The organism is Kribbella koreensis (assembly GCF_039525325.1).
GTDB classification, from domain to species: Bacteria; Actinomycetota; Actinomycetes; order Propionibacteriales; family Kribbellaceae; genus Kribbella; species Kribbella koreensis.
In genome coordinates this window covers 757,970-780,043 of record NZ_BAAAHK010000003.1, presented here as the reverse complement: position 1 = coordinate 780,043, position 22,074 = coordinate 757,970, and the positions used below count along the sequence as shown (strand labels likewise).

At 68.3% G+C, this 22,074-nt stretch carries 18 protein-coding genes; 4 read left to right on the top strand and 14 right to left on the bottom strand.

Features of this window, described 5'->3' with window-relative positions; genetic code table 11:
* Positions 1–553: 553 nt before the first annotated feature.
* The 5 genes from ABD116_RS07320 to ABD116_RS07300 all read right to left on the bottom strand — a co-directional run bounded on the left by ABD116_RS07320 (position 554) and on the right by ABD116_RS07300 (position 6,879).
* Positions 554–1,738: a hypothetical protein gene (locus tag ABD116_RS07320; protein ID WP_343966199.1), complete on the bottom strand. Its 1,185-nt coding sequence runs from the start codon at positions 1,736–1,738 to the stop codon at positions 554–556.
* Positions 1,739–1,835: 97 nt separating this feature from the next.
* Positions 1,836–2,459: an RNA polymerase sigma factor gene (locus tag ABD116_RS07315; protein WP_343966197.1), complete on the bottom strand. Its 624-nt coding sequence runs from the start codon at positions 2,457–2,459 to the stop codon at positions 1,836–1,838.
* 248 nt (positions 2,460–2,707) lie between these two features.
* Entirely contained in the window at positions 2,708–4,174 is a 1,467-nt protein-coding gene (locus ABD116_RS07310) for a cation:proton antiporter (protein WP_343966195.1), read from the bottom strand.
* Between the two features lie 28 nt (positions 4,175–4,202).
* Positions 4,203–5,558, bottom strand: coding sequence for a SidA/IucD/PvdA family monooxygenase (locus tag ABD116_RS07305; protein WP_343966193.1), 1,356 nt, complete (start codon positions 5,556–5,558; stop codon positions 4,203–4,205).
* A 34-nt stretch (positions 5,559–5,592) separates the two neighbouring features.
* Positions 5,593–6,879 carry an ATP-grasp domain-containing protein gene (locus ABD116_RS07300; protein ID WP_343966191.1) on the bottom strand — a complete coding sequence of 429 codons (1,287 nt, stop codon included), beginning with the start codon at positions 6,877–6,879 and terminating at the stop codon, positions 5,593–5,595.
* 311 nt (positions 6,880–7,190) lie between these two features.
* Between ABD116_RS07300 and ABD116_RS07295 the strand changes: the two genes are divergently transcribed.
* On the top strand, positions 7,191–8,006 hold the full coding sequence (locus ABD116_RS07295; protein ID WP_343966189.1) for an AfsR/SARP family transcriptional regulator: 816 nt from the start codon (positions 7,191–7,193) through the stop codon (positions 8,004–8,006).
* 25 nt (positions 8,007–8,031) lie between these two features.
* On the opposite strand, the gene ABD116_RS07290 is transcribed toward ABD116_RS07295, so the two are convergent.
* A complete protein-coding gene (locus ABD116_RS07290) occupies positions 8,032–9,312 on the bottom strand; it encodes a glutamate synthase-related protein (protein WP_343966187.1) in 1,281 nt (426 codons plus the stop codon).
* A 170-nt stretch (positions 9,313–9,482) separates the two neighbouring features.
* Between ABD116_RS07290 and ABD116_RS07285 the strand changes: the two genes are divergently transcribed.
* Complete coding sequence (locus tag ABD116_RS07285) at positions 9,483–10,508, top strand: matrixin family metalloprotease (protein WP_343966185.1); 1,026 nt, start codon at positions 9,483–9,485, stop codon at positions 10,506–10,508.
* Here ABD116_RS07285 and ABD116_RS07280 read toward each other — a convergent pair.
* Genes ABD116_RS07280 through ddaH form a run of 6 tightly spaced genes read right to left on the bottom strand, consistent with a single transcriptional unit; the run spans position 10,493 to position 15,836 of the window.
* Positions 10,493–11,761, bottom strand: coding sequence for an amino acid permease (locus ABD116_RS07280; RefSeq protein ID WP_343966183.1), 1,269 nt, complete (start codon positions 11,759–11,761; stop codon positions 10,493–10,495). The two genes, ABD116_RS07285 and ABD116_RS07280, sit on opposite strands and share 16 nt — an antisense overlap.
* A gap of 55 nt (positions 11,762–11,816) precedes the next feature.
* Positions 11,817–12,830: an asparagine synthetase A gene (locus ABD116_RS07275; RefSeq protein ID WP_343966181.1), complete on the bottom strand. Its 1,014-nt coding sequence runs from the start codon at positions 12,828–12,830 to the stop codon at positions 11,817–11,819.
* Positions 12,827–14,170 carry a methylaspartate mutase gene (locus ABD116_RS07270; protein ID WP_343966180.1) on the bottom strand — a complete coding sequence of 448 codons (1,344 nt, stop codon included), beginning with the start codon at positions 14,168–14,170 and terminating at the stop codon, positions 12,827–12,829. Before ABD116_RS07270 ends, ABD116_RS07275 begins: the two co-directional genes overlap by 4 nt.
* Entirely contained in the window at positions 14,167–14,631 is a 465-nt protein-coding gene (locus tag ABD116_RS07265) for a cobalamin B12-binding domain-containing protein (protein ID WP_343966176.1), read from the bottom strand. The genes ABD116_RS07270 and ABD116_RS07265 overlap by 4 nt, the downstream gene beginning before the upstream one ends.
* Positions 14,632–14,676: 45 nt before the next feature.
* Positions 14,677–15,015 (bottom strand): avidin-fold protein, encoded by a 339-nt coding sequence (locus ABD116_RS07260; protein WP_343966174.1) that lies wholly within the window; start codon positions 15,013–15,015, stop codon positions 14,677–14,679.
* Positions 15,015–15,836, bottom strand: coding sequence for a dimethylargininase (gene ddaH, locus ABD116_RS07255; RefSeq protein WP_343966173.1), 822 nt, complete (start codon positions 15,834–15,836; stop codon positions 15,015–15,017). The genes ABD116_RS07260 and ddaH overlap by 1 nt, the downstream gene beginning before the upstream one ends.
* A 139-nt stretch (positions 15,837–15,975) precedes the next feature.
* Between ddaH and ABD116_RS07250 the strand changes: the two genes are divergently transcribed.
* Positions 15,976–17,370: a hypothetical protein gene (locus ABD116_RS07250; protein WP_343966171.1), complete on the top strand. Its 1,395-nt coding sequence runs from the start codon at positions 15,976–15,978 to the stop codon at positions 17,368–17,370.
* 53 nt (positions 17,371–17,423) lie between these two features.
* Here the strand turns inward: ABD116_RS07250 and ABD116_RS07245 are convergent, their stop codons facing one another.
* Positions 17,424–18,725, bottom strand: coding sequence for an MFS transporter (locus tag ABD116_RS07245; RefSeq protein ID WP_343966169.1), 1,302 nt, complete (start codon positions 18,723–18,725; stop codon positions 17,424–17,426).
* A 233-nt stretch (positions 18,726–18,958) separates the two neighbouring features.
* On the opposite strand from ABD116_RS07245, the gene ABD116_RS07240 reads away from it, so the two are divergent.
* Positions 18,959–20,203, top strand: a complete 1,245-nt coding sequence (locus ABD116_RS07240) for a cytochrome P450 family protein (protein WP_343966168.1) — start codon at positions 18,959–18,961, stop codon at positions 20,201–20,203.
* Positions 20,204–20,277: 74 nt separating this feature from the next.
* Here ABD116_RS07240 and ABD116_RS07235 read toward each other — a convergent pair whose 3' ends face one another.
* On the bottom strand, positions 20,278–22,068 hold the full coding sequence (locus ABD116_RS07235) for an ABC transporter substrate-binding protein (RefSeq protein WP_343966166.1): 1,791 nt from the start codon (positions 22,066–22,068) through the stop codon (positions 20,278–20,280).
* Between the last annotated feature and the right edge of the window lie 6 nt (positions 22,069–22,074).

Below are 22,074 nucleotides of genomic sequence, written 5' to 3'. Positions count from 1 at the left end.
ATGCGTAACTCGGTGGGTAATCGCTTGCCCTCGGCGTGTCGGGGTGGTTGGCGGGGGTTGCGCGTGCGGGGCGGTGCGGGGTTGGCGACTTTGTGCTCGACGTGAGTGGATCCGTTGCCGGGGGATGCTCGGGTGGAGCACTAGGTGCCTCGGGCAACTGGTTTGAGGGCGGAGGGTGTTTCGAGCCGGTGGTCGGGCAAGGGTCGGACGGGGCTCGGTGGTGGCCTACTCGATGGGGTTGGCCGTGGTCGTTTCGTGGCGGGTTGGTGGGGCTTTGGTGGTGAATCTGCCATTTGTTGCCGGTCTTGTCAGCGGCTCCGGGATAGCTGCGTCCTTCCCTGGTCGTGGTGGTGGGTGTCAAGGGTCGAACTTGTTCGATCCCGAAGGGACGCGAAGCGTCCTTGATACCCACCTCCACGACTAGGACACTCAAGCAGCCCGGTGACGCGATCCAGGGTTCCTTCGAAGCAGCACCCCGGCATCCACGCGAGCCCTGGCATTGCGAGCCCGAAGTGTTGCAAGCGCCGTCGACAGAGCCCGAGTGTTCCTCGGGTCAGCGGGTCTTGAAGCTTTCGTACTCCTGTTGGGTCAGTTCGCGAAGCTCGCTGGCGGCCGTCTTGGACTGGGGGCTGCCGCCGCCTACGTCGCCGCCGCCGAAGCGGATGTTGGCCCAGTTGTTCTGGGCGGTGAGGGTGGTGCGGCTGGAGTCGCCGTTGATGCTCGTGGCGGCGGTGTCGGCGGTGTCGCCGTCGCAGTTCCAGTCGATGGGGGCGTTGGCGGCGCCGGAGGTGCGGGTGGTGCCGTTGGGGCACTTCCAGTAGGTCTTCCAGGTGGAGGCGGTGGTGGTGTTGAGGCCTACCGACTCACGCAGGCTGTTCTCGTTCAGGGCGGGTGGGGCGAAGTTCGAGTAGCTGAACCAGTTGGCGCCGCTGGTGCGGGGGACGCCGTCGAACTGGAAGAAGTAGTTCATCACGCTGAGGTAGTTCGGCTTGTAGTTCACGTGGTCGGTGCCGCCGTGGGTCAGGCCGAGGTCGTGGCCGAGTTCGTGGATGAAGGTGCCCACGTTGCGGTTCTCGGTGACGGTCCAGTTGCACTTCGGGCCCATCGTGACGATGAAGGTGTCGTTCGGGATGGCGAACGCGTTGCCGCTGCTGCAGGTGTTGTCGTAGTCGTCGGCCCAGAGCATGTAGTGGAAGACGGCCTTGCGGGCGGGCGCGAAGTTGGCGTTCTTGATCGCGTCGGTCTGCGACTCGGCGGGCTGCAGGTTGCTGTCGTACGGCACCTGGTTGCCGCCGCCGAGGTTGTACGCCGAACCGGCCGCCGGCCCGCCGTCGAGGTGGATCCGGATGCCGGTGCTGCCGTCGGGGTTGCTGACCGGCGCCGCGGCGAAGACCGCCTTGATCCGGTCGAAGGCGGCCGTCGTGGCGAGCCGGCCGCTCATGTAGTCCATCTCGACGAACAGGTCCTTCTTGTTCGCCGTCGCGCCCATCGCGGGCAGGTTCACGTCGATGACACCGTCACCGTTGGCGTCGTAGCCGTTGGTCTCCCAGGTGTCGGGCAACGAGTCGCCGTCGGTGTCGGTCGCCAAGGGGGCGGCGACCAGGCCGGTGGCGGCCGGACCGGCAGCGGCCGATGGTGCTTCGGGCGGGATCGCCGCGAGGGCACCACCGGCGGCCGCGGCGGTCAGGACGAACGAAGACAGGGTGGCGAGCAGGGCGGAGCTGGGGCGGATTCTCATCGATCTCCTCACAATCGATCGGGGCGCCCCAAGAATGCAGTCGACCGGCCACTGAATGCAATGACTTCGGCACAGAACGTCGACCACGCCGCCTGACTCAATGGGCCATTGCGCCCGCCAGTTCCGGCGTCCGGCGGAGCATCTGCAGGGCTCGCATCCGCATCGGGCCGATGCTGCCGATCGGCAGGTTCAGCATCTCCGCGATCTCGGTGTACGACGGGCAGCTGTCCGACATCAACAGGCGGATCAGCCGCTGGTACCGGCCGGGCAGCCGCCGCAGGGCCTGTTCCGTAGAGGGCTCGTACTCCCCGTCGACCGGGTAGACGTCGAGGACCGCGGTCCGCTGGCCGTCGCTGTGCTCCGCGGTCGGGTCGGCGTACAGGAGGTACCGCTTCCGGCTGATCGCCAGCCGCAGTCCCTCGCGCCGGGCCGTCGCGGCCAGCCAGGCCGGCAGGCACTCGGGGTCGCGAATCTGGCGTCCGTGCTGCCACAGGCGCAGCCAGGTGAGTTGGGCGACATCCGCTGCGTCGCTGTGGCTGAGACCGACGCCGCGGGCCGCGTGGGTGAGCAGGTGGGCGTAGCGGCCCTCCAGCTCCTTCCACGCCGACCAATCGGAGTCCAGGGCCCGGCCGAGGAGGACCTCCAACGAAGGTCCGGAATCGGTGTGGTGGCGATTTCCCTCGGGCGTCCGTTCGGTTTTGCGTGGCGAGATCGTCGACACGTTCCACGTCCTTTCGCTGATTCACGCAGAATGAGCGACCGGCGGCGGGGGCAAAAAGGCACAGGTGTGTCCTGCCGACGCTGGCGGACGTCAGCAGGCAGCCCGCAGGGAACTGTGGGCTGGATGAAACCTCACTCGGCATTACCTTTGAAGCGACCTGTGCCTCACGCGCCCCCAGCGGCCGTCGTCAGTGCTGCCTTCGGTGACTATTCGATCACTGGCGCCGTCACGCAGGCGTAGTGATGGCGTCACGGAACGACGGTCTTGGCGTCACCGCTGGCATACGTATCAGCAATGGGTGATTGTTCGGTCGCACTGGGTTCGCGAAGCGACGATCCGAGCAGCCGGAGCAATGGCAGCGCCATCATCGTGGTGATCAGCGCCATCATCACCATCACCGTGAAAGCACCCTGGTTGATCAGCCCGGCGCTGAGGCCGGCGGACAGCACGACGATCTCGGTGATGCCTCTGGCGTTCATCAGTACGCCGAGCCCGATCGCCGACCGGACCGGCAGACCGCCGGCTCGAGCGACCGGAGTCGCGCCGAGGAACTTGCCGGCCACCGCGACCACCAGCAGCAAGGCACCGGCCGCGAGGACCTGAGGATGCGAGATCGCCGCGTTGACGTCGGTCTTCAGGCCGATCGAGGCGAAGAACACCGGCACCAGCAGCGCCCGGTTCAGCCCGCAGATCTGCTCGGACACCTGCTTCACCGGCAGGATCTCCTTCGGTACCACCAGCCCGGCCAGGAAGCCGCCGAAGATCGCGTGCACGCCGATCGCGTCGGTCGCCGCGGCCAGGCCGAGGATCAGCGCGAGAACAGCGAGCACCAGGATCGGGGTGGGCAGCGCAGCGGCGTACCGATCGGCGGCCCAGCGCAGTACGGGCTTGAGGACGAACACGCAGCCGACGCCGACCAGGATGGTCAGGACCAGGGCGACCAGAGCCGTCGTGAGGTCGGAGGACTTGATCATCGCGAGCACGATCGCCAGCGCGCACCAGGCGAGTACGTCGGCGACGGCCGCGCACAGCATGGCCAGCGAGCCGAGCCGGGTGCCGACCAGGCCGAAGTCCTGCACGATCCGCGCCAGCACCGGGAATGCGGTGATCGCGAGGGCGGTACCGATGAAGATGACGAACGGCAGCCGCCCGACCGACGGGCCGGCCAGCGTCGAGTACAGCGGCAGCGCCGCGATCACACCGAGCGCGAACGGTACGGCCATGATCGCGAGACTGGCACCGGCGATCGCCCCTCGATCCCGGCCGAGCTTGTCCCGCCCGAACTCGGCGCCGACGGTGAACATGAAGATCGCCAGCCCGGCCTGGGCGAGCAGATTCAGGTTCGGCAGTACCGCCGAAGGCACGATCGCGTTGAACAGCCCGGGCGCCAATGATCCGATCACCGACGGGCCCAGGATCAGCCCCGCGATGATCTCGCCGACCACCGGCGGCTGGCCGATCATCTTCGCGAGCTTGCCGAAGACGGTCGCCAGCGCGCAGACGACGGCGACCGCGATCAGCAGCCGCCACATCAGCTGGGCCGGCGACGCCGCGGCCGGTGCGACCGGACCGGCCGCGGCTGCATGGTGATCCGGATCGAGCCAGCCGACGGCGTACGCGATGCCGAGCACGACGCCGGCAGCGGCGACGAGACCGCCGGCGACCGCCAGTCCACGGCCGGGTTTGGGCAGCAGGGAACTGTCTGTTGCGGACATGGCGGCCTCTCTGTTCAGGTGTAAGGGTTCAGCTGTGCAGCGCGCCGTCGGCCGACAGCGGTACCGCGGCGAGCTCGTCCACGGTCCGGTGCGTCCCGTTGGTCCGGCCGGACCCGTCGGTCTGGCCGGACCGGCGGGCGAGCAGGTCGCTCATGATGTCGCCGGCCCGGTTGCCGAGCACGCTGAGCAGTGAGTCGGCGATACCGTGCGTCGCCTCGTTCACCCCCTGCAGGTAGCAGGCCGCGTCCGACTCCTCGTTCAGCTCCAGCCGGTACTTGCGGGTGACGCCGATCTGGTCCAGCCCGATCGCCGCGCTGAGATCGCGAACCATCGCAGGCATCTCGCGGACGAAGCCGGTGCCGAGGAAGACGTAGTCGAGCCGCAACTCGGTGACCTTGTCGCTGCGCCGGTCGGTCAGCTCGAGGACGACCTCGTCGCCTTCCTCGCGGGCGCCGGTGATGTCGGTCATCGTGATGAGGCGGCGCCGGTCGACGCCGTGCAGCTTGTCCAGGTACATCCCGGTGTAGAGGTCCTGCAGCAGGTCGGTCTCGACGCCGGAGTAGTTCGTCAGGTGCATCTCGCGCAGGATCTGCTCGCGGCCCTCCGGCCGCGCGTCCCAGACCTTGTCGATGAACGACGGGTAGTACAGCTCGTTGATGAACTTGTTGGTGTCGTACGCGCGCAGCCCGATCGACCGCATCACCCAGTTCACGTCGCCGGTCGGCAGGTCGTTCTGCAGCGCCCGGAACATCTCGGCCGCGCTCTGCGCCGCGCCGATGACGGCCACGCGATGCGGCTTGTCCTTGGCCAGCTCCGCGATCCGGTACCGGTACTGCGTACTGTGCACCAGCCGGTCGGCGGGCAGCCCGGCGAGAACCGGCGGCACGTACGCATCGCGACCGGCGCCGATCACGAGGTACCGGCTGGAGATAGTGCTGCCGTCCGCGAGCTTGGTCAGCCAGCCGGTCAGGGTGCCGGACGCGTCCCGGACCGGCGCGATCGACGTGCACTCGCAGCCGAGCTCGAACTTCACCTTCTGCAGCGACTGCGCCACCCAGCTGAGGTAGCCGGAGATCTCCACCCGGTACGGCGTGAAGCTGCCCATGTTGATGAAGTCGTCGAGCCGGCCGACGCTGCGCAGGTAGTTGAGGAAGGTGAACTTGCTGCGCGGGTTCCGCAGCGTCACCAGGTCCTTGGCGAAGGCCACCTGGCTCTTCGTCCACGGCAGCAGCAGACCGCGCTGCCACTCGACCGTGTGGCCGCGCTCGATCACCAGCGAGTTCTCTGCCAGGCCGTCGATCCCGAGCTCCTCGACCGCGACGGCCAGGGCCAGGTTCGCCGGACCTCCACCGACTGCGAGTAACTCGACCTCACGGTTTGTCATGCGGGCTCCCAGTTGTTGTGGCTCGGGACTCGGCTCACCATGGCCGGCCGGAGAACTCGGTCTCGTTCAGCGCTTCGTACTTCAGCTCGACCAGCTCCGCCGCGGCGGTCAGCCGGTCGGCGCAGGTGCCGGGGTCGTCGGCGGTACAGATGACGTAGGCGTGCCGGCCGATGTGCGCGCGTGGCGGCAGCCGTACGGTCGCTCCGGCGGGCACCATCGGGTGCGCCTCGATCAGGCCCGGTACGGCGCCCGGCTCCGGCACCGTGATCTCCACCACGCGGGCGTCCTCGGGCGGGTAGCAGAACCGGATCCCGACGCAGCTGCGGTGATCCATCGTCAGGTCGGGCTGGACGCCTTCGGCCACGTCGACCAGCACGGCGCCCGGATCGATGCCGGTGGCAAGCTTTCCGACGTACGGGATCAGGTCGCCGCCGAGCCGCCCGTTGACCTCGATGATCGTCGGGCCGCGGGAGCTGAACCGGATCTCGGTGTGGGTGATCCCGTACGGCACGCCGAGGGCCGCGTGGGCCGAGCGGAGGAGTTCGCGCAGCTCGGGATCGGTCAGCAACGGGTCGTTGCCGTCGACGATGTGGCCGATCTCCTCGAAGTACGGCGGCGGCCCGAGTTGCTTGTGCGCGATGCAGAAGGGCGTGTAGACGCCGTCGACCACGGCGCCGTCGACGCTGATCTCCGGCCCGTCGACGAGCTCCTCGATCAGGGCGCCACCGTGGTACGCGACCGGTCCGCTCCGGCTGGAGTCGTCGGCCCGCTCGAAGGCAGCGGCGATGTCGTCGGGGCCGTTCACCAGCGCGACGCCGATGCTGGCCGCCATCCCGCGCGGCTTGACCACCACCGGATACCCGATCTCCGCGGCCGCGGTAGCGGCGGCTTCGGCCGTCGTGACTACCGCGAACCGTGGTTGCGGAAGTCCGGCAGCGGTCAGTGCCTCTCGGCTCTTGACCTTGTTGCGGCATCCTTCGGCGCCCGCGGGCGTCAGGCCGGTGAGCCCGAGCCGGTCGGCCACCAGGGCGGTGATGATCACCGATGGTTCGTCGTAGGTGAAGACGCCGCGGACCCGGTGGGTCTGCGCGACCGCTTCGGCCGCGGCGAGCAGAGCGTCGTGATCAAGGACCAGACCGGATCCCTGCAAGGGAACGACGACGCTGCTGCCGGCCAGGTAGGGCTGTTGCCAGCCGACCGGTTCGTCGTCGATCAGCCACAGCGGCCGGCGTTTCGCCGCGCCCTCCAGCAGGTACTGGCGGTAGGGCTGGAAACCGCTACCGAACTGCAGCACGACACCGTCGGTGTTGTCGTCGTCCACGCGTTTGCCTCCCGGGCTGAGCACTACCCAACGAGAGGGGGCCGGGCGCCACGGGTGATACAGAGACTGTCGGCGAGCGCCGGTTCAGGGGTTCGTCCGGGAACTGCCGGGGAAATGTCTGATATCTGCCGGGCCAATGCCTTGTACTCGATTAGCTGAGGATTCAGACTTCACCGCAGGTAACGCAGGGGTCACTGATGAGGAGGTCGCCGATGCCCATATCGGGAGACGGATCCGGCGAAAGTCTTCGCCGTAACGGAGCGTCGCCCAGTAATCACAGGAAGTGGGAATTCATGCCTGTGGGGGGACATATGACGAATGAATCCGGTCTAGTCGGTGAGCCGACGCCGGATTTTGTGCCCGAAGAAAATCCGGACGTACCGAAACTCCGGCTGCTCGACGGTTTCCGGGCGGTGGTGGACCAGCAGACGCTGTCCATTCCGCTGAGCGCCCGGCGGGTGGTCGCGTACGTCGCGCTCCGCGGCCGGTCCAGCCGTGCGGAGGTGGCTGGCACGCTCTGGCCGGAGGTGTCCGACTCGAAGGCGCAGGCCTGCCTGCGGACCGCTCTGTGGCGGCTGCGGCAGTTGAGCGAGCACCCGCTGGTCACCGGCGACGAGACGCTGCGTTTGGATGAATCGCTTGATGTAGACGTCAGCACGCTGGTCACCGCCATCCGCCGGGTGATCAACGACGGCGAGTGCGGCGCCGATCAGGGGTTGCTGCCGACGCTGGCCACGATGGGGGAGCTGCTTCCGGGCTGGTACGACGACTGGGTCCTGCTGGGGCGGGAGCGGCTGCGCCAATTGCAGCTGCACGCGCTCGAGCTGACCGCCCAGGCGCTGACCTGCGACGGCCGGTACGCCGAGGCGATCGAGGCGGCGATGGCAGCGGTACGGCTGGAGCCGTTGCGGGAGAGCGCGACCAGGGTGCTGATCGAGGTGCATCTGGCCGAGGACAACGTGGTGGAGGCGATCCGGCGGCTGGAGTTCTTCCGCAAGAGCCTGGCCACCGAGCTCGGGGTCGAGCCGACGGCGGAACTGGTGGATCTGGTCCGCAGCCGGCAGACCGTCGCGCACGCCCGCCGGGATGTGCCCGACATGCTCCGCCGGAACCGCCACCTGGCCTAGTACCCGACCGGCCTACCCAGCCGGCTTATCCAACTGGGCTCCACACGTCTTCCCGGTCGAGTGCCTCCACGTGGTACTTGCCCAGGGCGCTCACGATCAACTGCAGTTCGAGCGCCAGGCACTCGACCAGGTTGACCAGGCCGTTGTCCGGGTCGGTGTCGACGGCGATCAACGCGGCCCGGCCCAGGCCGGCCGCGTTGGCGCCGAGGGCAAGCGACTTGGCGATCCGCGCGCCTTCCCACATCCGCCCGGACACCAGCAGGCAGGTCGGCGTCGCGCCGGCCAGTTCGAGGCCGGGTTGCTCGCGACCGGCCCGCTCCTCGCCGATCCGGCGCAGGCACTCGCCGAGGGACAGGCCGACCTGGTCGAGGAACGCGCGAGGCGCCCAGCCCGTGCCGCCTTCGGCGCCGTCGACGGTCACCGCATCGGCGCCGGCCTCCCAGGCCACGCGGGCAGCGGCGGCGACATCTCGTGCTGGTGGCAACTTCACCCAGATCCGGGCTCGCGGGTAGTTGTTGCGCATGAGCCGGATCTGCTGCTTCAGGATCTCCGCGGTGAAGCTGCCCGGGCTGCTGCTGCGCAGGACCTGACCGTTGCCGACGACGGGGTCGAGGAGGTAGGCATCGGCCAGTCGCTCGGCCGACTCGGCGCCCATCAGCGTCATCCCGCCCAGCCCCGGCTTGGCGCCTTGGCCGACCTTGAGTTCGAAGGCCAGCCGGCCCGACTCCAGGAGCGACAAGGCGTTCGGGTCGCTGTAGACCAGGTTCCACACCTCGGCGTCCGCGTCCTCGGTGCTCTGCTGGACGACGACACCGCCGTACCCGTCGAGCGCCTCGGCCTGGTAGGCGCTGATCCGGCCGAGCAGGGAGCGTTCGGCGTCCTCCTCCAGCCGGCCGTAGCTGTTCATCGGCATCACGTTCTCGCCGACGACCATCGGGATGCCGAGCCGTCCGGCCTGCCTGCTGGCGGAGATGCCGAGCGCGACACTGGCTGCCTCCGTCGAGCCGAAGGCCGAGACATACAACGGCAGCGCGGACCGGAACCCGCCGATCGTCGTCTCGAGCACGACGTCGCGATAGACCGGCTCGCGGGTCAGTTCGACCAGCTTCGCGAAGCGTTGCGGGACGAAGACCGGAGGTACGAGCCGGTGCCGATCGATCGGGCAGGTCGGCTCCGGCCCGCCGGTCTCGGCGCCGAACAGCGCGTGCCCGTACTGGTCCGCGGGCGGGAACGCGTCGGCAGCACCGGTCTTGGCCCGGCTTCGGACTGCTGCCTCGGGGAACGTCTCGGCGTGCAGGATGGCCACCTCAATCGGATCGCAGCAAGCTCTTGCACCGACAGAGGCGGTGAGCGAGCGGTGAAAATACGGGGACCGCGGCCGACCGACTCGCGGACACCCGTATCAGCCGTACCGGGCCGCTCCCTCAATTTCTCTGTAAGGGGTTTCACTCTCAATTGGGCCGGGGGGCACAAACCATGAAGTTCGCACGCCTGACCACTGTGCTGGCCGCCTTTACGCTGGCTGTCAGTACGTTGCCCGTCGGCGGCGCTGCCGCCGTCACGAATCCCTGCCGGTTGCCGGAAGGCGTCCTGCACTCCACCGCCCTCGCCGCACGCTCCGCAGTCGCCTGCGGAGCCGTCGGCAGACTCATCGACGCCGGCGACGGCGTCGCACTCACCGTCCCGCAGCCAGGCGACAGCGTCACGATGGACCTGCTCTACCCGTCCGGCGCCCGCACCTACAGCCTGACCACCGACGAGCAGGGGCGGGTGAGTACCGGTTCGGCTCCCGCCAAGCACGAGCCGGACAACCAGTTCCCTGACCTGGCCGGTCAGCCCGGTGCCTGCGACCGCGACACCTACGCACTCCGCGACTACAAGTGGCACTCACCCTGGTTGTTCCGTACGACGTGGGGCACCAAGCTCGCCACCAACCGGCAGTCCGACTTCGACGCGGCTGTCCGGCGGTCCCTCGCCAACATGACCCAGGGCCGCAACACCTGCGGCATGCGCGGCCGGAACGGCGCGTCCGGCGCTCTCCTCGGCCATACCGCCAGGCAGGGAAACTTCGTGTACGTCGACGGCGCGACGACCTGCGGCGACCGCGATCACCACAGCGTGATCGACGAAGGCGACCTGCCCGGCGGCTCGTTCGAGGCGACCCTGGCCTGGACCTGTACCTGGTCCGAGACCAGACACGGCCGGACCCGAGCCGTCGAGGCCGACATCAGGATGAACAGTGCCGACTACAACTGGACCTACGACCCGGTCAACGACCCCAAGTGCAAGCCTGAGTTGCCGCCGGACAAGGACCGCTGGCGGTACGACGTGGAGTCGGTCCTGACCCACGAGATGGGCCACGTCTACGGCCTGGTGAACCTCAGCGCCGACGAGGACCTCAACCTCACGATGTACCCGGGTGTCCGGCGCTGTACCGGGCACATGCGCACGCTCGGCCGGGGCGACGTCCTCGGGATGCAGGCCCTCTACGGACGCCGCTGACCGCGGGTCAGCCAGCGATAGCCGAGTGCGGCCACTGTGACGATCAAGGCCCAGAGCAAGTAGGGCCCAGCCATCACTAGCAGGACTACGACAGCACCCTGTGCCACGAGGGCAGCAAGGCGACCCTTGCTGCCCCGTGGCAGCAGCTTGACGGCGGCCGCGACACCGACGGCGTACACAGTGACGAACAGGCCGGTGGTGAGCAGTACCAACGACGACGGCGTGATGCCTGCTGCGACCACGATCAAGGCGGTCACTGTGGACATGCCACCGAGCAACGTGAGGCTACGGCGCGGGATCTCGCCGGCAGCACTGCCCTGGGTCAGCCATTGGGGCAGCGAGCCGTCGCGGGCCAGGGCGGCGCCGAGTTTCGACGCGCCCGCGTAGTACGCGTTCATGGCGCCGAAGCTGAGCAGTAGCGCTGCACAGGCGGCCAGGATGCGGGAGTTGCCGCCGAGGCCGATCGCTAGCAGGTCGCCCAGTGGCGCATCGGTCTCTGCCGCACCAGGGCCGAGCACTGTGATGGTGGCGAAGGCGACGCTGAGGTAGAGCACGCAGACGACCACCACTGCGATCGCAGTGGCCCGCGGTACGTCGCGGTCCGGCCTACGGAACTCCGCAGTCAGGTGAGTGACCGCCTCCCAGCCGACGAAGCTCCAGACGAGCAGTGCGGCCGCCGGGCCGATCGCCTTCCAGCCATGCGGTGCGAACGGCTGCAGGTTGGCCAGGTCCGCGTGTGGCAGCGACAGCGCGACCGCTAGTACCAGGAAGACGGCAAGCAGCGCAGCCAGGGCGATCTGCACCCGGCCGGTCACCTGGATCCCGAAGGCGTTGGTGGCCGGTACAGCGAGGATCAGGAGCAGCATGGTGATCAATACCGTCTTCTCACCACCACCGATGCCGGCTTCGACGTAGCCACCGGCCCACAAGGCGGCAGCGGGACCACCGACGGGCACAGACAGGTAGAAGCACCAGCCGACCACGGCGGCCGCCTTGTCGCCGAAGGCCAGGCGCGCGTACGTCGCTACGCCACCGGAGTCCGGATAGCGCGCACCCAGCGCGGCGAACGTCGCCGCCAGGGGAGCGGAGACGATCGCCAGGCCGAGCCAGGCCAGCAACGACGCCGGCCCGGCCACCTCGGCGGCCAGAGCCGGCAGTGCGATCACGCCGGTGGCCAGCACGGCCCCGACGTACAAGGCCGTGCCCTGGCCCAGGCTGAGCGTGCCGCTCGGCTCTGTGGTTGCTTCCGTCATGCGGGACATCTTCGCCGGAAACCGGCCACCAGGGCGCTTGGGCACGGCGAGGCGGTCACGGGGAGGGGATACCCGGCACCTTCGGGAACGCGCTCGCCTGCCAGACCGAGTCGAGTCCGGCCACGTAGCGGGTGAAGCGTTCCAGCCCCAAGCCGAAGCCCGCGCTCGGTGGCACGCCCTGCTTGAGCATTTCCAGGTACCACGCGTACTTCGCCGGGTTCTCGGCCGTCTCCCGCATCCGGGCGACGATGGTCGCGTAGTCCTGCTCGCGCTCGGAGCCGCTGCACAGCTCGCCGTACCCCTCGGCCGCGATCAGGTCGAAGTTGCGCAGCATGCCGGGCTGGTCCGGGCTCTCCTTGTCGTAGAAGCCGCGGGACCCCTTGGGGTAGTCGGTGACGAAGAACGGCCGGTCCACCTGCTGCGACAGCTTCGCCTCGCCGACCCAGTCGATCTCCGCGTCCGGGCTCTGGTCGTGGTCGATGGCATGCAGATCGGCGACGGCCTGCGAGTGCGTACGTCGGCCGAAGTGCCCGGTCAGTACTTCGGCCAGCGCGCCGGCGTCCCGGCCGAGCGTGTGCAGTTCGCTCGGCAGGTCGCTCAGCACGCGCTCGACGACGTACCGGACCAGGCCCTCGGCCAGCTCGAGCGCGTCGTCGCGGCCGGCATCGGCCATCTCGCAGTCGATCTGGTGGAACTCGGCCAGGTGCCGACTGGTCGACGTCGTCTCCAGCGGCTCCAGCCGAACGTTCGGGGCGATGAAGAAGATCTTGTCGAACGAGGTCAGCGCGGCCTGCTTGTAGAGGATCGCGCTCGTCATCAGCTTGTACCGGTGGCCGTAGTAGTCGACGTCGACCTGCTTGGCGCCACGGGCGCCCGGGTCGGTGACCGGTCCGATGATCGGTGGCAGCAGTTCCATGAATCCACGGCCGGCGAGGTACTCGCGGCTCGCGGACAGCATCTTGTTCTGGATCACGAGGACCGCCCGGGTGACCGGTGAGGTCAAGTGCTCACGGGGACTCGGCGGCAGCGAGGCCGCGGCCTGCGCGGGTGGGATCCGGGTCTCGGTCATAAGTTGCTCCCTGTCAGTTCGTCACGGGGCGGTGGTTTGGAGTCCGGCAGCTGCTCGGCCGCGGGTGCGGCCTGGTACTCCTGCTCGAGACTCGCGCTGTCGAACTTCCGCTCGATGTACGACAGCGTCGACAGCAGCCCCATCGCGGTCAGCTTGCCCGCGCCGGTCCGCCGGACCGACTCGCGGATCGGCATCGAGCCGACCGACGACCACTGCAGCCGGCCGGTGTCGTCTAGATAGCTGCGAGCCTTGCCGGCGTTGTCCGGGTGCAGGCAGTACGGGACGTCGAGGTAGCCGCGGCGGAAGGCGAGTTCGAGCGCGGTACCGAGGTCCGGGTCGAGGTTGACCACGGCATCGATCAACGCGCTCGCCTCGGCGTGGATACCGGTGTCGTCGATGTCGCCGATGATCCTGGTGCACCGCGCGGCAGCGGCCGCGGCAGTCTCCAGCGCGTCGACGTTCTCGGCGAAGGTGGGGATCCGATAGCCCTCCGCAACGGTCTTGACGATCAGCCGGGCGGACGACGTACGGACTGCCAGCCGCGCGGCCTCTTCGAGCAGGCGCGAGGCGCCCTCGGGCGTGCGCGGATAGACGCCCATGTAGGTGTAGATGACGACGTGCCAGTCGATGTCCGGCAACCACTGCGCAGCCAGCCGGCGCATGGCGAGGATCGCCTCGGCGTCCTGGTCCGGATCGGTCTGCTGGGCGTAGCTCAGGGAGACGCTGCGGATGCCGTGCTGGCGGAAGAACATGCACTCGAGCACGCTCAGCGCGACGAGCAGGCCGGGCGGGCAGAGCTGGCCCATCATGCAGCCGCCGAAGCTCTCCAGATGCGGTTCGACGCCGGTCTCCCGTACCTCCGACAGCAACTCGCAACTGAGCGCCCAGTTCGGGATCGACTCGGTCAGCGGAGCGCGGCTGTACGGCAGGCAGTACGAGACCGGGCCGCCCTCCGTCGCGTGCAGACCGGCCGCGACCAGCGAGCGAATGATTGCCGCAGGCAACGGTGAGCCGTGCCGGACCTGGACCGGGAAGTCGACGCCGACGACGCCGTCCAGGACCGCCCGGGTGGTGGACACGTCCTGCGCCACGATCGGGTAGCCGTTCAGCTCGATGCCGGCCGCCAGGGCCGCGCCGGCGCTGGCGTGGTCGCCGACCCGGGTGTAGCTGTCGAGCGTGATCGTACCCACGGTCGTTGCGGCTGCCGCCTTGGTGAGCTGCAACCCCAGGCGCATCGAGGCGGCCTCGCTGACCCCCATCCGGGGCTGGACCACGAGCCGGCCGGCCTGGTGCGCGCCCGTGACGAAGTCACCGAACGAGCCGGTGGACGGGAGGCTCACGAAGCGACGCCGGTGGTCAGCTGACGGACGAACGACTGGAAGGCGGTCAGGCCGGTCCCGTCGTCGAAGACCGCGTCGAACCCGGCGGACATCAGCCTGGCGCGGGAGCCGTCGGAGCCCGGTCCGTCGATGCCGAGCTTGCCGCCGATCACCGCCGGTACCTGACTCAGGCCCGGCCGGTCGCGGAGCTGGCTGATCACCCGCAGCCCGTCGTGGAAGCCGTGCCCGTTGACGGTGCTGACCACGATCAGGTCCGGGCGGATGCGCTCCGTCTCGGCGATCAGCAGGTCGTCCGGCACACAGGCGCCGAGGTTGTGTACCTGGTGGCCCAGCTCTTCCAGCACGAGCTGCAGGAACACCAGGTTCCAGGTGTGCGAGTCCGAGGAGACGCTGGTCAGCAGCACGGTGAGGTCGCCGTTCCCGGCGGCTCTGCCGGCCGGGACGGCGGCGACATGATCCATGACAACCAGAGCATCAGTTGCTCACGCCCTGATACACAGGCCTGCTCAGAGTGGTGAGGCGATCTCGTCCAGCTGGGAGACGCCACTGGCCGCCTGCGGCCCGTACCGCTCCCAGCGCTCGTGCAGCCGGATGCGGCCGTCCGGCAGCATCTCGGGCGTGCTCTCGCAATGCCCGGCCAGTACGGTCCCGTCGGCCAGCGCCATCGTGTACGTGAACTCGATGGACCCGTCGGGCCGGCAGAGGCCGGTCAGCGACCCACGCCGTACCTTGCCGCCGCTGAAGTCACCCCACAGGAGGTCTCCGCGCTGCCGGTACACGGCCGACGGGCCATCGCCCTCGGCGTGCGCGACATCGCGGAACCTCCTGCCGTCGTAATCGATCATCAGACCTGGTTGTGCAGCTCGAGGATGCAGCACTTGACGCCGCCGCCGGCCCGGAGCAGTTCGGAGACGTCCATGCCGAAGGACTCGAAGCCTGCTGCGCGCAGCTGGGCGACCAGGTTGGCGGCGCCCTCGGGCATGAGGACGTGCTTGCCGTCGGAGACCGCGTTGAGTCCGAACGCCTCGGCGTCGTCGTGGTCGGCGATGATCGCGTCCGGGAAGAGCTCGCGCAGGATGCCCTGGCTGCCGGGGGTGAAGGCCGCCGGGTAGTACATGATCGTGCGGTCGTCGAGCGCCGACAGCGCGGTGTCCAGGTGGTAGAACTTGTCGTTCACCAGGGTCAGGCCGATCACCGGGCGGCCGAAGTACTCCTCGGTCTCCACGTGGCTGCGGCGGTCGGTACGGAAGCCGTTGCCTGCCAGGATCCACGGTCCGGCGGCCAGGTAGTCGCCCTCGCCCTCGTTCTCCAGCGCCGCCTGGCGGACCTTGAGTCCCTTGGCGGCGAACCAGTCGAGGTAGCCGGCCGACTCCGCGTCCCGCTCGGGGAACCGGAACCGGGCGACCAGCGCGCGGTCGCCGTACACGGTGGCGCCGTTCGCGGCGAAGACCATGTCGGGCAATCCCTCCAGCGGCGGGATCACGTCGACGGTGTGGCCGAGGTCGATCAGCTGGTCGTGGATCCGCTGCCACTGGTCCATGGCGATCGACTGGTCGGTCGGTTTGCCGGGATCCATCCATGGGTTGATGGAGTAGGTGACGTCGAAGTGGGTCGGCGGGCACATCAGGTAGTGGCGGGCTGTGGCCTGCCGAGCAGTGGTTTCCATGCCCACCAGAGGAGGCCGGGGGTACCGTCAGATACCTCCCCCCATGGGTGTATTTCCGGGGGCAGGTCGAGGTCTCTTGCGAGTAGGAGCGGCTCTGCTCCGCCCAGCCCACTCGGAGGTCCGACATATGGTTACCGGCTTGAGCCGAGCTGAACTCACTGCGCTGTATCTCGACGAGGTCAAGCGACGAGGGATCTCGGCCACCGAACTCACCAGCACCCAGCCCGAGTCCGTCGGCCTGCAGTCCTTCTACGGCGGCCGGTACCTGTCGCGGCCGTTGTTCCTCGGTGCCGAGGAGACCGAGCAACTGGCGCACGACATGCTGAACATGCACGCCGCCCTGGTCAGCCTGCCCGACAAGCTGTACGGCGGTGACTTCGGCGCCTTCGGCCGGGCCGTCGGACTGAGTGAGGCGCAGGTCTCGGCGGTCCTGCGCAGCCGCGGCACGACCGTCACCAAGCAGAGCCGCGGTGACCTGTACCTGTCCGAGGACGGGTTCAAGTTGCTCGAGTTCAACATGGGCAGCGCGCTCGGTGGCATCGACCACTCCGACATGGCCACCGCGTTGCTGGACCAGCCGGTGATGCTGGAGTTCGCGCAGAAGCACCGGCTGACCTTCGTCGACACGATGCGCGAGCAGGTCAACGACATGCTGGTCGAGAGCGGGTTCGCGCCCGGGTCGCGGCCGAAGATGGCGACCGTCGACTGGCCGAGCAGCTACGAGACGCTCGAGCCGTACATGCAGCACTTCTCCGGCCGGCTGACCGAGATGGGGATCGACACCGTCTTCGGTCACATCGGGCAGCTCGAGGTGCGCGACGGTGGGGTCTGGCTGGGGGACGTGAAGCTCGACATCATCCAGCGGCTGTTCATGCTGGAGGACCTGGAGGACCCGGAGTCGTTCGCGCTGGCCGAGCCGATCCTGGACGCGGCGGCCCGCGGTGAGGTGAAGATCTTCACCCCGCTGGACTCGGAGATGTTCGCGAGCAAGAGCGCACTGGCGATGCTGTCGGACGAGGCGAACCGGAAGCACTTCGACGCGGAGACGCTGGCCAGCCTGGACCGGATCCTGCCGTGGACCCGGGCGGTGCGGTCGGAGCAGGTGACGCTGGAGGATGGCAGCCGCGTCGACCTGATCGACTACGTGCTCTCGCACCAGGACGACCTGGTGCTCAAGCCGACCCAGCTGCACGGCGGCGACGGGGTACTGCTCGGCTGGCGTGCGGAGACCAGCGCGGAGGAGTGGGAGGAGCGGGTCCGGTCGGCCGTCGGCGGGTCATGGATCGTCCAGCGCCGGATCCGGCCGGTGGTGGAGTACTTCCCGATGCCAGAGGGCGATCCCGTGCCCTGGCTGGTCAACTGGGGCGTTTTCACCGTAGTCAACGGCTTCGGCGGCGTCTTCGCCCGCGCTGCGACGGTGGAGTCGGACCTCGAGGTCATCCGCCTGAAGGCCGGCGCCTCAGTCGGTACCGGCATGCACGTCCTCCCAGAAGACTCGGACGTCGAGCCAGGCACCGCGCTTCCGGTCAAGTAGTACACAAAAAGCTGGGGCGGCCCTCAATGGGCCGCCCCACCTTTTTCATTTGTTTAGGTGGCTGGTTCGGTGCTGGGGTCTGTGGTGGGGGTGGGGGCGGGGATCTTGGAGGGCTCGCCGTCTGGGCGGCGCATGCCTATGCGGGCGCAGACTGCGGAGAGGACTGCTACGCCGGCGGCCCAGATCCAGAAGGTCTGGCCCAGGTGGGACCAGGCCCAGACGCCTACTGCGGGGCCGATGGCGTTGCCCAGACCGAAGACCGTCAGCATGGCACCGGAGTAGCGGCCCATCAGGTGCGGGGGAGCGACCATGCCGGGGTAGGCGAAGGTGGTGGGGGCGCCGATGATCTCGGAGGCGGTCCAGATGATCGTGCCGACGATCAGCAGGGCTGGGATCAGGGCGATGGCGTACATGCCGTAGCCGACGGCGACCAGGCCGAAGCCCGCGATGGCGGTGATACGCAAAGGCCAGGTTTGCACGTACTTCGTCGCGGGTACCTCGCAGACCGCGACGACGACCGCGTTCGCCGAGACCACCAGGCTGTACCACCACAGGCTCATCCCGTCGTCCACGATCGCCAGCGGAAGCACCGCGAGGTACTGGCAGTAGACGATGGTCACCAGGAACACGGCGGCCAGGTAGAAGTCATAGCGCCAGTCGGCCAGAACAGCCCGATAGCCCTGCTTCTTGTCGGCCGCCTTCGCCGCGGCCTTCTCAGCCTGCTCGGCCGCACTCGGCTTGCCAGGAAGGAACTTCCAGGCGATCGCGCTGTACAGCACCGCGGCGAACGCCTCGGCCCAGAACAGCAGGTTGTACGACACCGAGACCAGCGCGACACCCACGATCGGCGTGACGGCCGTACCGAGGTTGATCGCCAGCCGGTACATCGCCATCGTCATCACGAGCTGGCCCGGCTTGGTGAGCTCGGCCAGCATCGCCTGCGCGGCCGGCCGGTTCAGCATGCTGACCGTGCTGACCACCAAGATCGCGAGCAGGATCAGCCAGTACGGCTTGATGTACAGGATCGAGACGATCAACGCGGCCGAGCCGAGCATGCTGATCAGGGTCGCGGCCCGGGCGCTCAGCCGGTCGGTGAGCCAGCCACCGACGAACGAGCCGAGCACGTGGCCGGCGCCGTAGACGCCGAGCGCGAAGCCGGCCTCACCGGCCGAGAAGCCCTTGTGCGTCATGAACAGCACCAGGAAGATCTGCAGGAAGGCGCCCAGCCGGTTGACGAACACGCCGAACAGCAGCGCCTTGGACGTCAGCGATGTCTGCCGCCAGGTCGCGATCGCACCGAGCCCGGTGCCGGGTTGTTCGGCCGGTGCCGGATCGCGGTCGACTTCTTCACTCATCGGTTACTTCACCCCTTGGTTCCGGGCAGGCGAGTTGTCCGGGCAGGTCTGCCTGCGGACATTTGGTCCCGCACGCTACCGCGCCGAACGCCCGTCCGACAGGGTTTGCAGGCAACTAAAACACGTGTATCAGCGGCGCGTCCGGGCTGCCTCTGGTGGGGTGACGGCGACACATCGCGGACCGCGTGTGCCCCCGCGTCGTCATGCCCCGCTGGCAGGAGGATCGGACCAATATGACCATCGAAATCCACCGGGACCTCGATCGAATCCCGGACGACTTCATGCAGAGGCCGTACGAGATTCTCGAGCCGTACCGGAAGGCGGGCCGCGTCCATCACGTGGTCTTCCCGCACGGAGCCGACGTCTGGCTCGTCACTCGGTACGCCGACGTGCGGACGCTGCTGCAGGACCCCCGGGTGAGCAAGGACGGGACCCGGATGAACGAGATGTTCGCCCGGCACACGGGCACCTACGTCGAGACCGACAAGCCCGACGTCGGCTTCGACGACGAGCTGTCCCAGCACATGCTGAACACCGACGCGCCCCGGCACACCCGGCTGCGCTCACTGGTCAGCAAGGCCTTCACGCTGAAGCGGATGGAGAACTTCCGCGACCGGATCGAGGAGCTGGTCGGCCAGTACCTGGACAAGCTCGAGGGTCGCGACGACGTCGACCTGGTGACCGAGTTCGCCCAGCCGCTGCCGATCGTGATCATCTGCGACGTGCTCGGCATCCCGTTCGAGGACCGCGAGCGGTTCCAGCAGTGGGCGGTCGAGCTGGTCGGCGCGGGGCACCCGCCGGAGGTGGTCGAGCAGGCGTCGAAGAACGTCCAGGAGTACGGCCAGGCGATCATCGAGATGAAGCGCAAGAACCCCGGTGACGACATGGTCAGCGCGATGATCGAGGGCAACCCCGACGGCGACCGGCTGACCGACGACGAGCTGGTCGCGATGATCTTCCTCTACACCGTGGCCGGCCACATCACCTCGCAGCACACGCTGTCGAACGCGATCCTCAGCCTGCTCACCAACCCGGACGCGATGGAGCGGCTGCGCGGCGACCTGGGGATCATGTCGCAGGCGATCGACGAGCTGATGCGCTACGACGGCGGCGTCGGGGTGGCGACCTTCCGGTTCTCGCTGGAGGACATCCAGATCGGTGACACCATCGTGCCGGAGAACAGCATCATGGCGCTGTCGATCCTGTCGGCGCACCGCGACGAGGAGCAGTACGAGAACGCGAACAAGCTGGATCTGGACCGCAAGCCCAAGGGCGTGCTCGGGTTCGGTCACGGTCCGCACTTCTGCATCGGCCAGCCGCTGGCCAAGATGCAGACGAACATCGCGCTGACCCGGCTGCTGGAGCGGTTCCCGGATCTGCGGATGACCGCCGACCCGAAGTTCCTGGAGTGGGAGCCGAGCACGCTCCTGCGCGGCATGCACCACTTGCCGGCGGCAACCACCCCGCTGAAGCACTGAGCTGAGGCGCTGACCCCAGGCAACAAGAAAGCCGCCCCAGCTCCGGCTGGGGCGGCTTCTTGTTCGTCCTGGGATCAGTCCTCGACGTAGTACCAGTCCTCGGGGTTGATCAGGCCGTACGGGTTGCAGGGCTCGACGCCGCGCAGGTTCTTCGCCACCTCGAACATCCGGTTCGGGAAGCCCGGTGACCAGATCGTCGGGACCTGCTCGGCGATGTAGTCCTGGTAGGCGTACATCGCCTCCGGGTCGTCGCTGTGCACGGTCGCGTCGATCAGCTTGTCCGCGGTCGGGTCGGAGTAGTCGCCGAAGTTGCTGCCGCCACCGGTGGCGAACAGCATCTCGCCGGTCAGGTGACCGTAGAACGACCAGCCGCCGTTCCAGGTGTTGATCTCCCACAGCCGCTTGCTCGGCACGTTCGGGCTGTGGTCCTCGGCCACCATCACCGAGCCGTAGACGGGCTCCAGCTTGAGCTCGATGCCGGCCTTGGCCGCGTCCTCCTTGAAGATCTCCAGCAGCTTCAGCAGCGCGTCCTTGCCCTCGACGTACCGGATCGTGAAGGACATGTGGGCGCCGATCTCCACACCCTCACCCGCACACCCGGCGACCTCGCCGGGCTGGACGCAGCCGGCCGGCAGCGTGCTGGTGTCCCAGCCGTGTGCCCGGAGCAGTTCGTTGGCCGCCTCGGGGTCGAACGGCATCGGGTCGTTGCGCTGCTTGGGGGAGACGTGCGGGTTCGGCGGCGAAGGCGGGATCGGCCCGTCCATCCGGTAGGCGTTGCCGTTGAAGACCTCGGCGATGATCCGGTCCTGGTCCAGGCACATCTGCAGTGCCTGCCGGACGTACGCGTGCTTGTAGATCGCCGCGGTGTCGGAGTCGTTGTCGAAGTTGAACGGCATGTACCGGAGCACGAACACGTCCTGCGGCACCACCCGGTACTTGTCCGCCAGCGGGTCAGGGCTGCCGTCGGTGATCTCCATCCCGGGTGGCAGATAGCCGATGTGGATGCCGTCCTCGGCGTCCGGCCCGGCCAGCAGCCGCTTGTACATCAGCTCGTCGGTGTCGTTCTGCACCTGGCGGAACTCGGCCAGCTGGGGCTTGTGCGGGCCGGAGTAGTTCTCGTTCGGTACGAAGGTGACCAGGCCGTCGAGGTCGTAGCTCTTCAGTTTCCACGGGCCGCTGACGACACTCCAGACCGGGCTGTCGGCCCAGCCGCCGCGGTGCAGGTTGGCCTCCTCGGTCCACTCGCCGTTCTCCGACACCAGGTAGTCGTAGACGGCGGGGATGTCGTCCTTGTCGAACGACGCCCGCGCGGGTCCGTCCGCGGTGCGGTCCCAGGCCTTCGGCATCGGGGTGATCAGGGTCAGCTGGTTCATCTCCACCCAGGTCTTGGAGTAGACCTCGTTGAAGGTGAACCGGACCTTGTCCTCGGCGATCTTCTCGTACGACGACAGGTTGTCGGGGAAGTAGCCGGGCACGTAGTAGCCGAGCCGGTCGCCCTTGACCGCCATCATGTTCACCCAGAACATCACGTTGTCGGCGCAGATCGGCTCGCCGTTGGACCACTGCCAGTCCTTCAGCGTGACGGTGACGCTCAGGCCGTCCTCGCTCCACTCCGGCGGATGCGCCAGGCTGCGGTCGTAGTCGACGCCGGCCGCGCCGTCCTTGCCCAGCCAGTACAGCGGGCGGAACATCAGGATCTGGAACTCGTACAGGTTCCGGATCCCGATCCGCTCCCGCGGCGTGAACGGGAAGATCGCGGCCGGCGGGAAGCCGGGGTTGCAGGCCCAGGTGACGATGCCACCCTTGACTGGCCGGCCCGCCTCGGACGGCTGGCCGGAATCCTGCGTGGTCAACGTTGTGGACATCAGGTC